Source organism: Streptomyces sp. MBT53 (assembly GCF_016654115.1).
GTDB lineage: Bacteria > Actinomycetota > Actinomycetes > Streptomycetales > Streptomycetaceae > Streptomyces.
This window is the reverse complement of the sequence record NZ_JAEQAZ010000023.1, coordinates 1-13,655: the sequence shown is the minus strand read 5'-3', so window position 1 is coordinate 13,655 and position 13,655 is coordinate 1. Positions and strand designations below refer to the sequence as shown.

Genomic DNA, 13,655 nt, shown 5'->3' with positions numbered 1-13,655 from the left:
CCGTCCATGAGTGAGCCCTCGGCGAACGCGGCATCACGTCCGGCTCCAGGCGATCACTAACCATCATCGGGAAGCTAATGTGTCTCCATGACACAACGCCGTATTGATCCTAGAGATGACGAGGACGACGTCCCGGAGTGGGTGGATCAGGTGATGGCCACGGTGGCCACCGAGGTCCGCAGACGCAGGAAGGAGCTACGCATGAGCGCCCAGGACCTGGCCGACCGCTGCGAGGAGATCGGCCGCCCGATCCCGCGCAACGTGATCGCCAACATGGAGTCCGGCCGCCGCGCCAGCCTGCCCCTGGTCGACGTCCTCGTCCTCGCCGAAGCCCTGCGGACCTACCCGATCTGCCTGCTCTACCCCGTCGGCTACGTCGACCGAGTCCAACGCCTTCCCCTTCAGCACTCCGAACCAACCTGGGCTGCCATGCGCTGGTTCACCGGCGACAGCGAGGACTTCGGCATGGAAGACGACATGCTCCGCTCCTTCCGCGCCCACGTCCGCTACCAGCGCGCCGCCCTGGCCGCTCTGAAGGGCGAGAAGCACGAGCGTTGGAAAGCCGAGACGGCACCCAACCAGGCCGAGCGCGAGGAAGCCGTACTCGCCCAAGCCGACTACGCCGAAAGAGCGTTGGAAGCCAAGTACCGGCTCCGCAGCGCCCGCGCCTTCATCCGCGAAGACGGCGGCACACCACCGCACCTGCCACCAGAACTCGCCGACGTCGACCCACCCGTCGGCGACACCACAGAGGAGAATGATCTTTGAAGGGTTCCACCCACCGCCGCTGCTACTGCCGCGACGCCCACACCGGTAAGCCGCTCGGTAAGCAGTGCCCGAAGCTCTCCAGCCGCAAGCACGGCTCGTACTCGATACGTCAGGAGCTCCCGCCCCGCGAAGACGGCACCCGCCGTTCCTTCAGCCGCGCCGGCTACGACTCCCTCAAGGCGGCCCAAGCCGACCTCGACCACGTCCGCGCCCTGCTCGGCCTCGCCGACACCGACGACCCTGAGGGCATGGCGCTGATCGCCGCCATGTTGGAGGAGGTCGGCGACGAGAAGTCGCCACTGCCGGATGTCGAGGAGACCCGGCGGCGCCTGAAGTCCGGTCAGGACCTGATCGGCCGCCTGACCGTCGGTGAGTGGCTCGACCGATGGCTCGACGGTAAGCGCATCCGCAAGTCGGGACTCAGCCGCTACGAGACCGATATCCGGTTCCATTTGAAGCCTCGGATCGGCCACCACCGTCTCGATCGGCTGCGCGTGAGCCATCTCAGCGACATGTTCACGGCCATCGCCGATGCCAATGCCGAGATCCTGGAGCAAAACGACCAGCGCCGGGCCGCGGTCGAGGAGTTGGCCACCGTGCCGTGGAAGGGCACGGACAACCGCGCCCGCCGCAAGGCGATGAAGACGGCGATCGATGCCATGCCACCGTTCCGGCGTGTGACCGGTCCGGCTACCCGGCTGCGTATCAAGGCCACGCTGCGGTCCGCGTTGAACGACGCGATCGGCCAGCAGATCCTCACCTTCAACCCCGCGGCGCACGTCGAACTCGACCCCGTGCGCAAGCCGAAGGCCCTGGTGTGGACCGACGCGCGGGTCGCCAGGTGGGAGCAGACAGGCGAGAAGCCCTCCCCCGTCATGGTCTGGACGCCCGAACAGACCGGCGCGTTCCTCGACATCCTCGCGGAGGACCGGCTGTACGCGATGTGGCACCTGATCGCCTTCCGCGGCCTGCGGCGGGGCGAGGCATGCGCGCAGCCCTGGTCGGAGACCAACCTCGATGACCACTCCCTGACCGTCTCCGCCCAGCTCGTCCAGGACGGGTGGGAGGTCGAGACCTCCGAGCCCAAGACCGACAGCGGCTTCCGCGTGGTCGCGCTCGACGACGACACCGTCAACGTCCTGAAACGGCACCGCGAACAGCAGGACGCGGACCGCGAGGAGTGGGAATCAGCGTGGGTCGAGACCGGCATGGTCTTCACCCAGGAAGACGGCTCCTGGCTCCATCCCGGGAAGATGACCGACCTCTTCGAGCGCCTCGTCGCCGCCTCCGGGCTCCCGCCGATCCGGCTGCACGACCTCCGGCACGGGGCGGCCACGCTCATGCTCGCCGCCGGCATCGACGTGAAGATCGTGTCGGACACGCTCGGGCACAGCGACACCCGGATCACGCGGGACATTTACCAGAGCGTTCTGCCGCAGGTCGGCAAGAACGCGGCCGAGGCCACCGCCAGGCTGGTTCCGCTTCAGCGGAAGACCGAGGCGGAGGAGGCCGCCCGTAAGGCCGCCAAGAAGGCCAAGGACAAGGCGAAAGCCGAGGCCAGGGCCAAGAGGAAGGGCAAGCGGAAGAAGCCCAAGAAGTAGGGCACCGGACCGCTCCGCTCACGCATCGCTCACGCAAGCCATCTCGCGGCACCCCGGCCGTGTGACGCGTCATGCCCCGAGCAAGGAAAAACCCCAGGTCACGGCGAGTGAGTCCCAGGGTTTTCCGGAGCCGCCTTCGGGATTCGAACCCGAGACCTACGCATTACGAGTGCGTTGCTCTGGCCATCTGAGCTAAGGCGGCGCGCTGTCCACACCATGGTGCGATCAGCAACGTCGGAAAGTCTACACAGTTTCCGGGGGTGCTCCGTACACCCCCCGGACGCACCCCCGGCCGCGGCCGCGCCGGCGCTACGAGCAGCGCTTTCCCTTCGCCGGCGGGGTTCCGCGGAGCAGATACGTGTCGATCGCGGAGTCGATGCACGTGCTGCCGCGGCCGTACGCGGTGTGGCCGTCGCCGACGTACGTGAGGAGGCGGGCGGAGGAGAGCTGGCGGGCCAGGGACTGGGCCCAGCGGTACGGGGTCGCCGGGTCGCGGGTCGTGCCGACGACGACGATCGGGGCGGCGCCCTTCGCCTCGATGCGGTGGGGTTCGCCCGTGGCCCTGACCGGCCAGTACGCGCAGTTCAGGGACGCCCAGGCCAGGCCGTCCCCGAAGACGGGGGATGCCTTCTCGAACGCGGGGAGCGCCTTCTCGACCTGGTCGGTGGTGGAGAACGCGGCCGGGAGGTCGAGGCAGTTCACGGCGGCGTTGGCGAACATCAGGTTCGAGTAGCGGCCGTCGGCGTCACGCTCGTAGTAGCTGTCGGAGAGGACCAGCAGGCCCGCGCCGTCGTTCTCCTTCATCGCCGACGTCAGCGCCTCGCGCAGCTGCGGCCAGGCCGCCTCGTCGTACATCGCCGCGATCACTCCGGTCGTGGCGAGCGCCTCGCCGAGCTTGCGGCCGTCCGCGTCGCCGGTGGGGATCGGGTGCGCGTCGAGCTTGCGGAAGAAGGCCTTCAGGTTCGTGCCGACCTTGGCCGGTGTCGTGGCCTTGCCGCCGAGCGGGCAGTCCGGCTGCCGTACGCAGTCCTTCGCGAAGGACTGGAACGCCGTCTCGAAGCCCGCCGTCTGGTCGAGGTTCATCCGGCGCGCCGGGAGGGAGGGGTCCATCGCGCCGTCCAGGACGACACGGCCGACGCGGTCGGGGAACAGCCCCGCGTACGTCGCCCCGAGGAACGTCCCGTACGACGCCCCCACGTACGTCAGTTTCCGGTCCCCCAGTACCGCCCGCAGGACATCCATGTCCCGGGCCGCCTCGACCGTGGAGACATGGCGCAGTACGTCGGGCGAGTGGGCGCCGCAGCCCTCCGCGAACTTCTTGTACTCGTCGACGAGTCGGGTGGTCTCGCGCTTGTCGTCGGGGGTGGTGTCGGTCTGCGTGAACGTGTCCATGGCCCGGCCGTCGAGGCACTCGACGGGCTCGCTGCGGGCGACGCCCCGGGGGTCCATCGCGACCATGTCGTAGCGGGCGCGGACCGACGCCGGGTAGCCGATCCCGGCGTACTGCTGGAGATAGCCGACCGCCGAACCGCCCGGCCCGCCCGGGTTCACCATCAGCGAACCGAGCGGCTTGCCCTTGCCCGTGGCCTTCTTGCGGGCGACCGCGAGCCGGATGTCCCCGCCGGTGGGCTTGGCGTAGTCCAGCGGCGCCTTCATCGTGGCGCACTCGAAGCCGGGGACGCCGCAGGTGCGCCAGCTGAGCTTCTGCCCGTAGTACCGCGTGAGCGTGGACGGCGTCGACTGCGGCAGCGCGGCCAGCACCACGGCCGCGGCCGGACTCGCCGCTGTCGTCGAACTCCCTGAGGAGCAGGCGGTAGACGCGGACACGAGGAGCGCGGCCACGGCGAGCAGCGTGCCGCCCGTCCGACGGCTTCGGCGGGCCCGACCGGGCCGACTGGGTTGGCGGAGGGAGCGCCTGATGTGCATCAGGCGATCGTAACGTTGCGCAACCAATTGAACGCCCTGTGTGCACAATCCACCCCGGACGAGTTACGTCGTCAACCTCACGCCCGAAACACCCGAAGGATCAGCCCGCTCTGAGCGCCAAGGTCATCGCCTCGACCGCGAGCAGCGGCGCCACATTCCGGTCGAGCGCGTCTCTGCACGCGCCGATCGCGTCGATACGGCGCAGCGTGGACTCCGGGGAACCGGCGCGGGCCAGCCGCTCCAGGGCGTCCTCGGCATCCATGTTGGCGATCGCCACCCGTGAGCCGAGCTGGAGGGCGAGGACGTCACGGTAGAACGCGGTGAGGTCGGTCAGCGCGAGGTCGAGGCTGTCGCGCTGCGTACGCGTTCTCCGGCGCTTCTGCTTGTCCTCCAGATCCTTCATCACACCCGCCGTGCCCCGGGGCATCCGGCTGCCCTGGCCGCCGCCCATGGCCGCCTTCATCTCCTCGGTCTCCTTGCCGTCCACCTCCTCGGCCAGCTGCTTGGCGTCCTCCGCGGCGGCGTCGACCAGCTCCTGGGCGGCCTTGAGGCAGCCGCCCACGTCCTCGACGCGCAGCGGCAGCTTCAGCACGGTGGCCCGGCGCTCGCGCGCGGCCGGGTCCGTGGCGAGGCGACGGGCCCGGTCGACATGCCCCTGGGTGGCGCGCGCGGCGGCCGCGGCCACGGCCGGTTCGATGCCCTCCCGGCGTACGAGCATGTCGGCCACGGCGTCCACGGAGGGCGTCGTCAGGTTCAGGTGGCGGCAGCGGGAGCGGATCGTCGGGAGGACGTCCTCGATCGAGGGGGCGCAGAGGAGCCAGACCGTGCGGGGGGCGGGTTCCTCCACGGCCTTGAGGACGGCGTTGGCCGACTTCTCGTTCAGCCGTTCGGCGTCCTCGACGAGGATGATCTGCCAGCGGCCGGTCGCCGGCGAGGTGAACGACTTGCGGACCGTGTCCCGCATGTCGTCGGCGAGGATCTGGGTGCCCACGGCGGCGACCGTGGTGACGTCGGCGTGGGTGCCGATCAGCGCCGTATGACAGCCGTCGCAGAAGCCGCAGCCGGGGCTGCCGCCGAGCGCGCGGTCGGGGCTCACGCACTGCAGCGCGGCGGCGAAGGCCCGCGCCGCCTGGTTCCGTCCCGCGCCGGGTGGGCCCGTGAACAGCCAGGCGTGCGTCATCTTCGACGCCTCCGGCGGGGCCGTGCCGGTGGTCGCGGCGGTGACGAAGGCGTCGGCGTCCCGAGCGGCGGCGTCGAGCTGCTCGCTCACCTTCTCCTGGCCCACCAGGTCATCCCACACGGTCATGGGTCACCGGCCCTTTCGTCACGCTTCGGGTTACGCGATCCATTGTGCGGGCCACCACTGACAACGGGGGCCGGGGCAGTCGACGAGAGTCGGCGGGGGGCAGTGTGGAACCGCCCCCCGCCCCGACGCCGTCAGCCCCTGCGTCCCCGGCCGCGGCCCCGCCCGCGACCCGTGTCGTCGTCCTGGTCGAAGTCGCCGGCCTCGTGCGGGCCGAGCAGTTCGTCGGCCAGCGAGGGCAGATCGTCCAGCGGAGTCTCCTCGGCCCAGTCGGGGCGCGGCCGGCGTCGGGGTGTGCCCTGCTCGTCGACCTGGGGCAGCTCGCGGGTGCGGTCGGCCGGACGCTCGTCGCGGAAGAAGCCCTCGGGCACCCGGCCCGACGGATCGTCGTCACGGACCGGCGGCAGCACCGCGGTCTCGTCCGCGGCACCGACCGGCGGCAGCACGGCCGTCTCGTCGGCCGCGCCGGACAGAACGGGCGGCAGTACGGCCGTCTCCTCGGCGGCGGACACCGGCGGCAGGACCGCCGTCTCGTCCGCGGCCCCCGTGGGAGCGGGCGGCTGCGGCAACTCCGCCGTCGTCTCGGAGTCGGGCGCCCCGGAGTCCCCGGACACCGACCGCAGTACGGCCGTCTCGTCCCGGGAACCGGAGCCGGAACCGGGAGTCACCGGCCGCAGCACGGCCGTGTCGTCCGCGGTCCGCCCGCCGGGACCCGCACTCGCCGCCCCCGGAGCCTTCACCAACGGCGTCTGCACGGTCGACGCCTCGGACCTGACCTCCGGAGCGGCGGGAACCACCGGAGCCGTCGGCTGCCGTGCGGCGACCTCTGCGGCGGCCGCCGCCTCCGCCGCCAACCGGCGTGCCTCCTCGGCCGCGAGCAGTGCCGCCTCGGCCTTGCGCTGCTTCTCGCGGCGCCGCTCCTCGGCCTCGGCGCGCAGCCGGGCCTCCTCCTCGGCCTGCTTGCGCAGCCGGTCGGCCTCGGCCCTGCGGCGGGTCTCCTCGGCGGCGCGGGCCTCCTCCTCGGCGAGGAGGCGGGCCTTCTCCTCCTCGGCACGCCTGCGGGCGTCCTCGGCGCGCCGGCGGGCCTCCTCGGCCTGGCGTTCGGCCTCGCGGCGCTGGGCCTCCTCCAGCTCGCGCCGCTTGCGCTCCTCCTCCTCGGCGCGCAGCTGGGCGAGCCGCTCCTGGCGCTCGCGCTCCAGGCGCTCCTCCTCCGCCTTGCGGGCGGCCTCTTCCTCGGCCTTGCGGCGGGCCTCCTCCTCGGCGGCCTTGCGCGCCTCCTCCTGGGCCTTGATCTCGGCCTCGGAGAGCGGCAGGACCGTGTCGAGGCGGTGCCTGATGACCGTGGTGACGGCCTCGGGCTCCTGGCCGGCGTCGACCACCAGGTAGCGGCCGGGGTCGGCGGCGGCCAGCGTGAGGAAACCGGACCGCACGCGCGCGTGGAACTCGGCGGGCTCCGACTCCAGTCGGTCCGGCGCCTCGGTGAACCGCTCGCGGGCGGTCTCCGGGTCGACGTCCAGCAGGACCGTCATGTGCGGGACGAGTCCGTCGGTGGCCCACCGGTTGATGCGGGCGATCTCGGTCGGGGAGAGGTCGCGGCCGGCGCCCTGGTAGGCGACGGACGAGTCGATGTAGCGGTCGGAGATGACGACCGCGCCGCGCTCCAGGGCGGGCCGTACGACGGTGTCGACGTGCTCCGCGCGGTCGGCGGCGTACAACAGCGCCTCCGCGCGGTGGGACAGTCCCGCCGAGGACACGTCGAGCAGGATCGACCGCAGCCGCTTGCCGACCGGGGTGGCCCCGGGCTCACGGGTGAGGACGACCTCGTGTCCCTTGCCCCTTATCCACTCGGCGAGGGCCTCGGCCTGGGTGGACTTCCCGGCGCCGTCGCCGCCCTCCAGGGCGATGAAGAAGCCGGTGCTCGCGGGCAGGGTGTCGGGGTCGTCGCCGCCGAGCAGCGCGTCCCGCAGGTCGTGCCGCAGCGGTACTCCGGAGCGGTCGTCGACCTTGGCCAGCACCAGGGCGGCGACCGGCAGCAGCAGTGCGCCGACCAGCATCAGGGTGAACGCGGCACCGCCGTGCGCGAACACGAACTTGCCGTTCTCCAGGCGGTGCGGGCCGATCAGCGCGGCCACCAGGGGGGCGATCAGCGCGCCGAGCGCCACGGAGACCCGGACGACCGCGTGCAGGTGCTCGGTCGTGCGGGCCCTGCGGTAGTCCTCGGCCTCCTGGTCGAGGAGGGTGTGCCCGGTGTTGGCGGCCACGCCCGCGCCGATGCCGGCCAGGGCGGCGATCAGCAGCACGGTGGTGAGGTCCGGGACCAGGCCGGCGGCGAGCAGCGCGATACCGGTGAAGGCGATCGCGAGCGTCAGCAGACGGCGCCGGGACAGCGTGGGCAGCAGGGCGGGCGCCGTACGGATGCCGACCACGACCCCGCCGGTCAGTCCGAGCACCAGCAGCCCGAAGGTCACCGGGCCGCCGTGGAGGTCCTTGGCCTGGAGCACGGACACGGCGACGGCGGCGGAGATCGCCCCGGCGACAGCCGCGCAGGCGACCACGAGCAGCGCGATCGCGCCCGTACGGCCCTTGTCGACGCCGGTGCCCGTCCTGGGGCGGCGCAGTCCTTCGAGCGGCGACCGCGCGCGCGGGGTGCGGATTCCGGGCAGTTCCAGGGCGGTCAGCACGGAGAGGGACGCGGCGAACAGTCCGGCGGCGACGTACGAACCGAGGGCCGCCTGGTGCTGGGCGAACCAGGCGACGCCGGTGCCCAGCAGGTTGTTGAGCAGCGCGGCCACGACGAGCGCGGCGGCGGCGAGGGGGATCGACACGAAGCTCGTGCGCAGCGACAGCCGTCGTAGGGCGTCCATGTGGTCGGGCAGGGGCCGGACCGTGGCGCCCTCCGGCGGCGGGGCCGGCAGCAGGGCGGGGGCCGCGCTCTCGCGGCACACCGTCCAGAAGCGCTCGGCGACTCCTACGACGAAGGTGGTCACCAGGAGCAGGGCCAGTGCGTTGTCCGGAGTCCAGTCGATCCACAGGGGGGCGTTGATCAGCAGCGCGGCCCGCAGACCGTCCGCGCCGACCATGGTCCAGCGCCGGTCGAGGGGGCCGTCCTGCGCGGTGAGCGAGGTGAGCGGGCCGAGCAGCACCGCCCCGAAGAGCAGTGTCGCCAGGATGCGCGCCCCGAAGACGGCCGCCACCGCGAACGCCACACCCCGATAGCCACCGCCGAACGAGCCCTGGGCGATCGCCGATTGGAGGGCGAGCACGACCAGGACCAGCAGGGCGAGGGTGTCACCGACACCCGTCACCAACTGCGCGCTCCACAACCGCTTGAGCTGCGGCCGGCGCAGCAGGGCGCGGACGGCACGCTCGCGGGAGTCCGCGACAAGGGCGTCGTCGGGGGCCGGCTGGTGGGCCGTTGGCTGCTCGGCTGGCGTCATGCTTTCAGCCTATCGGCAGCCACCGACATCGAGCCGCGCCCGCCCGGACCTGCGCACACCCCGACACCAAAGTGATGCCGGGGCGTTCGTTTCGAGACCTTGCGGTGCAGGAAGCGTGCGCGCCTCAAGCCCTCGGGCAACGGGCCGTCAGTCCTCGGACGTCACCTTGGAGGTGGCCGTCTTCTTGGCCGTCGCCGTCTTGGCGGCCGTGGTGGTCTTCTTCGCGGCCGTGGTCGTCTTCTTGGCGACGGTCTTCTTGGCCGTCGTCGTCTTCTTGGCGGGCGCCTTCTTGGCCGCCGTCTTCTTCGCCGGGGCCTTCTTCGCCGTCTTCTTGGCGGGCGACTTGGCCCGCTTCTCGGCGAGCAGCTCGTAGCCGCGCTCCGGGGTGATCTCCTCGACGCTGTCGCCGGAGCGGAGGGTCGCGTTGGTCTCGCCGTCGGTGACGTACGGCCCGAAACGGCCGTCCTTGACGACGACGGGCTTCTCGCTGACCGGGTCGGTGCCCAGCTCCTTCAGCGGCGGCTTGGCGGCGGCCCGGCCGCGCTGCTTGGGCTGGGAGTAGATCTCCAGCGCCTCTTCGAGAGTGATCGTGAAGAGCTGGTCCTCGGCCGTCAGCGAGCGGGAGTCCGTGCCCTTCTTCAGGTACGGCCCGTAGCGCCCGTTCTGCGCGGTGATCTCCACGCCCTCGGCGTCCTTGCCGACGACGCGCGGCAGCGACATCAGCTTGAGGGCGTCGGCGAGCGTCACCGTGTCGAGGGTCATCGACTTGAACAGCGAGGCCGTACGCGGCTTGACGGCGTTCTTGCCGGTCTTCGGGGTGCCCTCGGGGAGCACCTCGGTGACGTACGGGCCGTAGCGGCCGTCGCGGGCGATGATCTGGTGGCCGGACTCGGGGTCGGCGCCCAGCTCGAAGTCGCCGCTCGGCTTGGCGAGCAGTTCCTCGGCGTGCTCGACGCTCAGCTCGTCCGGCGCCAGGTCCTCGGGGACGTCGGCGCGCTGGTGGTTCTCGGAGTCCTTCTCGCCGCGCTCCACGTAGGGGCCGTAGCGGCCGACGCGCAGCATGATGTCGTTGCCGACCGGGAAGGACGACACCTCGCGGGCGTCGATCGCGCCCAGGTCGGTGACGAGTTCCTTGAGGCCGCCCAGGTGGTCGCCGTCGCCGTTGCCGGCCTCGGCGGCGCCCGTCGCCTCGCCCTCGCCGAAGTAGAAGCGCCGCAGCCACGGCACGGCCTGGGCCTCGCCGCTGGCGATGCGGTCGAGGTCGTCCTCCATCTTGGCGGTGAAGCTGTAGTCGACGAGCCGACCGAAGTGCTTCTCCAGGAGGTTGACCACGGCGAAGGACAGGAAGGACGGCACCAGGGCGGTGCCCTTCTTGAAGACGTAGCCGCGGTCGAGGATCGTGCCGATGATCGACGCGTACGTCGACGGGCGGCCGATCTCGCGCTCTTCGAGCTCCTTGACGAGGCTGGCCTCGGTGTAGCGGGCCGGGGGCTTGGTGGCGTGCCCGTCGACCGTGATCTCCTCGGCGGACAGCGCGTCGCCCTCGGCGACCTGGGGCAGCCGGCGCTCGCGGTCGTCCAGCTCGGCGTTCGGGTCGTCGGCGCCCTCCACGTAGGCCTTCAGGAAGCCGTGGAAGGTGATCGTCTTGCCGGAGGCGCTGAACTCGACGTCCCGGCCGTCGGACGAGGTGCCCGCGATCTTCACGGTGACGGAGTTGCCGACCGCGTCCTTCATCTGGGAGGCGACGGTCCGCTTCCAGATCAGCTCGTAGAGCCTGAACTGGTCGCCGGTCAGGCCGGTCTCGGCCGGGGTGCGGAAACGATCACCCGAGGGGCGGATCGCCTCGTGCGCCTCCTGGGCGTTCTTGACCTTCCCGGCGTACACACGCGGCTGCGCCGGCAGGTAGTCGGCGCCGTACAGCTGCGTCACCTGGGCACGGGCGGCGCTGACGGCCGTCTCGCTCAGGGTCGTGGAGTCCGTACGCATGTAGGTGATGTAGCCGTTCTCGTACAGCTTCTGGGCGACCTGCATGGTGGCCTTGGCGCCGAAGCCGAGCTTGCGGCTGGCCTCCTGCTGGAGGGTCGTCGTACGGAACGGGGCGTACGGCGAGCGTCGATACGGCTTCGACTCGACGGACCGGACGGCGAATTCGGTGTGCTCCAGGGCGGCGGCCAGCGCGCGGGCGTTGTCCTCGTCCAGGTGGAGGGTGTTCGCGCTCTTGATCTGCCCCAGGGAGTCGAAGTCGCGGCCCTGGGCGACCCGCTTGCCGTCGACGGCCTGGAGGCGGGCGACGAGGGACGACGGGTCGCTCGCGTCACCTGCCCGGCCGGTCCCGAAGGTGCCGGTCAGGTCCCAGTACTCCGCGGAACGGAACGCGATGCGCTCGCGCTCCCGCTCGACCACGAGCCGGGTGGCGACGGACTGGACACGGCCGGCCGACAGGCGCGGCATGACCTTCTTCCACAGGACCGGCGAGACCTCGTAGCCGTAGAGGCGGTCGAGGATACGGCGGGTCTCCTGGGCGTCGACCAGGGGCTGGTTGAGGTCGCGCGGGTTGGCCACGGCGGCGCGGATCGCGTCCTTGGTGATCTCGTGGAACACCATGCGCTTGACCGGGACCTTGGGCTTCAGGACTTCGAGGAGGTGCCACGCGATGGCCTCGCCCTCGCGGTCCTCATCGGTGGCGAGGAAGAGTTCGTCGGAGTCCTTGAGGAGATCCTTGAGCTTCTTGACCTGGGCCCGCTTGTCGGCGTTGACCACATAGATCGGCTCGAAGTCGTGGTCGACGTCCACACCGAGGCGGCGCACCTCGCCGGTGTACTTCTCGGGCACCTCGGCGGCGCCGTTGGGAAGGTCACGGATGTGCCCGACGCTCGCCTCGACGACATATCCGGGGCCGAGGTAGCCCTTGATCGTCTTCGCCTTGGCAGGGGACTCGACAATGACGAGTCGGCGGCCGCCGTGTGCGGTCTCGCTGGTCGGGGACAACTTCGCTCTTCTCTCCGGTCGACGCTGGGGCCTCCCCCGAAGCCGCTCGGCCCGGGGTCGGGTCATGGTGACGCTGCGGAGTGTGACGGTACATCCCGCCCCCGTGTCAAACGGGAAAAGCCCGCAACGGCCACTCGAACGGTAACCCGACTACCGCCATTCCTGCCGCCCGGAGTCCCCACCGGCCTTTTCGGGGCGATCCGGAGGGTGATCCCCCGGTTACCCGCGCGCCGACCCGGCCGCGGCGCTCAGACGTGCAGGAAGCACCAGGTTCCGAGGAGGAGCGCGGCGAGCGCGACGACGCCCGCGAGGGTCGCCGATGCGACCGGGTTCACACCCTGGGCCACGGGTTCACGGTGCCGCACCCTCACCGCGGTCCACAGCAGCAGCGCGCCTCCGAACAGGGCGAACACCAACCCCGCGAAGATCGCCGGCCCGCTCTCCATGCGTGTCCCCTCCCGACCCGGATACCCCGGTCTGGGAGGCTGGCAGCCGTGGGCGACGGGCGGGCCAACCCCCGGTGAATTCCCGGCGCACAGCCCTCAGGCGGCCGTGCCCGAGGACGATATCGCCCCGGTCGTCCTGGAGTGGTCCGCCTGGCCCACCGTGCACACGACCGAGTTGAATCCGGCCTTCCAGTTGTTCTCGTCGGACAGATATCCGTAGACGGACCGGTCGCTTCCGGGCGCCCAAGTCGACTCGAACTTGTTGCCGCACAGCTTGTTCCCCTGCTGCAGCGCCTCCTGGAACGCCATCGTCTTCGGGGCCGTCACGAAACCGATCACCTGGTCGGTGTGCTCGTCGGCGCAGTCGGTCAGGGTCGCGGTGAAGTACGTCTTGTGGTCGACGTACAGCCAGCAGTCGCCGACGCTCATCTCGGTGGTCCACACGTTCGCCCCGGTGTCCCTGAAGCGCCCTATCTCGCCGCCTATCGGCACATGACGGCCGAGTACGAGACACGCCGTACCGCCCCCGGCCGCCCCGAAGCCCGCCTGTGTCGGCGTCAGGGCGTAGACGTCCGCGTCGGCCAGGGAGTCGGCCGCCGCCTTCGCCTTGCCCGCGCACCGCTCGGCCCCGTGGTCGCGGGCGTCGGCGAAGTCGCTCGCCGTGTCGACCGCCATCACCTGGCCGTCCGGCACGTCGTGCGCGCAGCTCACCACCCCGAGGTTGGGCCGCGACCGGAACGCCGTCCCGGTCCACACCGCGTGCACGCAATCGCCGGTCTGCAGCGCCTTCTTGAGACCGACCTCCTGGCCGTACGGATACTCGGAGCCGGTCGGCGACGCGGACACGGAGGACGACGCGGACGGGGACGCCTTCTTCGTCGCCGCCGTGTCCTTGCCGCCGGTCAGCGTGGTCGCCGCCCACACCCCGCCGGCGATCACCAGAGCGACGGCCACCACGAGGGCGACGACCGCCGCGACCGGCTTCCGCCGTCGCGGCCCACCGCCCGGCGGACCCACCGCGTGCCCCGGGCCGCCCGGATACGTCGGCCCCTGACCGCCCGCGTACGGCGGCGGCACCGCGCCTCCCCGGTAGGGCTCCTGCCGGGCCCCCGGATAGGCCCCCTGGTAGGACATCGTGGGGCTGTTCGCGTACGGGTTCCACTGGCCGTACGCGAACAGCCCCACG

The 13,655-nt window shown here is 71.5% G+C and carries 8 protein-coding genes and 1 tRNA gene; 2 read left to right on the top strand and 7 right to left on the bottom strand.

The genetic code is table 11. The features are described from left to right. Positions 1-87 precede the first annotated feature (87 nt). Positions 88-768 (top strand): helix-turn-helix domain-containing protein, encoded by a 681-nt coding sequence (locus JHN45_RS11325; RefSeq protein WP_201048919.1) that lies wholly within the window; start codon positions 88-90, stop codon positions 766-768. After that, on the top strand, positions 765-2,369 hold the full coding sequence (locus JHN45_RS11320) for a site-specific integrase (RefSeq protein WP_201048918.1): 1,605 nt from the start codon (positions 765-767) through the stop codon (positions 2,367-2,369). Before JHN45_RS11325 ends, JHN45_RS11320 begins: the two co-directional genes overlap by 4 nt. 128 nt (positions 2,370-2,497) lie before the next feature. Here the strand turns inward: JHN45_RS11320 and JHN45_RS11315 are convergent. The 7 genes from JHN45_RS11315 to JHN45_RS11285 form a co-directional block, all read right to left on the bottom strand. Next, positions 2,498-2,571: transfer RNA gene (locus JHN45_RS11315), tRNA-Thr, on the bottom strand. Positions 2,572-2,678: 107 nt separating this feature from the next. Further along, a complete protein-coding gene (locus JHN45_RS11310) occupies positions 2,679-4,295 on the bottom strand; it encodes an alpha/beta hydrolase (RefSeq protein ID WP_201048917.1) in 1,617 nt (538 codons plus the stop codon). A gap of 100 nt (positions 4,296-4,395) precedes the next feature. Beyond that, positions 4,396-5,601: a DNA polymerase III subunit delta' gene (locus JHN45_RS11305; RefSeq protein ID WP_200712693.1), complete on the bottom strand. Its 1,206-nt coding sequence runs from the start codon at positions 5,599-5,601 to the stop codon at positions 4,396-4,398. Between the two features lie 131 nt (positions 5,602-5,732). Then, complete coding sequence (gene tmk, locus JHN45_RS11300) at positions 5,733-9,035, bottom strand: dTMP kinase (protein ID WP_201048916.1); 3,303 nt, start codon at positions 9,033-9,035, stop codon at positions 5,733-5,735. A 147-nt stretch (positions 9,036-9,182) separates the two neighbouring features. Next, positions 9,183-12,023, bottom strand: a complete 2,841-nt coding sequence (gene topA / locus JHN45_RS11295; RefSeq protein ID WP_201048915.1) for a type I DNA topoisomerase — start codon at positions 12,021-12,023, stop codon at positions 9,183-9,185. A gap of 248 nt (positions 12,024-12,271) precedes the next feature. After that, positions 12,272-12,469: a hypothetical protein gene (locus tag JHN45_RS11290; RefSeq protein WP_200712690.1), complete on the bottom strand. Its 198-nt coding sequence runs from the start codon at positions 12,467-12,469 to the stop codon at positions 12,272-12,274. A 96-nt stretch (positions 12,470-12,565) separates the two neighbouring features. Further along, on the bottom strand, positions 12,566-13,655 hold a 1,090-nt coding region (locus JHN45_RS11285; RefSeq protein ID WP_201048914.1), incomplete at its 5' end, for a septum formation family protein.

Bases quoted from the DNA above. Each gene is read 5' to 3' on its own strand.
- JHN45_RS11325 (WP_201048919.1), top strand. From the start codon at position 88: ATGACACAACGCCGTATTGATCCTAGAGATGACGAGGACGACGTCCCG.
- JHN45_RS11310 (WP_201048917.1), bottom strand. From the start codon at position 4,295: ATGCACATCAGGCGCTCCCTCCGCCAACCCAGTCGGCCCGGTCGGGCC.
- JHN45_RS11305 (WP_200712693.1), bottom strand. From the start codon at position 5,601: ATGACCGTGTGGGATGACCTGGTGGGCCAGGAGAAGGTGAGCGAGCAG.
- tmk (WP_201048916.1), bottom strand. From the start codon at position 9,035: ATGACGCCAGCCGAGCAGCCAACGGCCCACCAGCCGGCCCCCGACGAC.
- JHN45_RS11290 (WP_200712690.1), bottom strand. From the start codon at position 12,469: ATGGAGAGCGGGCCGGCGATCTTCGCGGGGTTGGTGTTCGCCCTGTTC.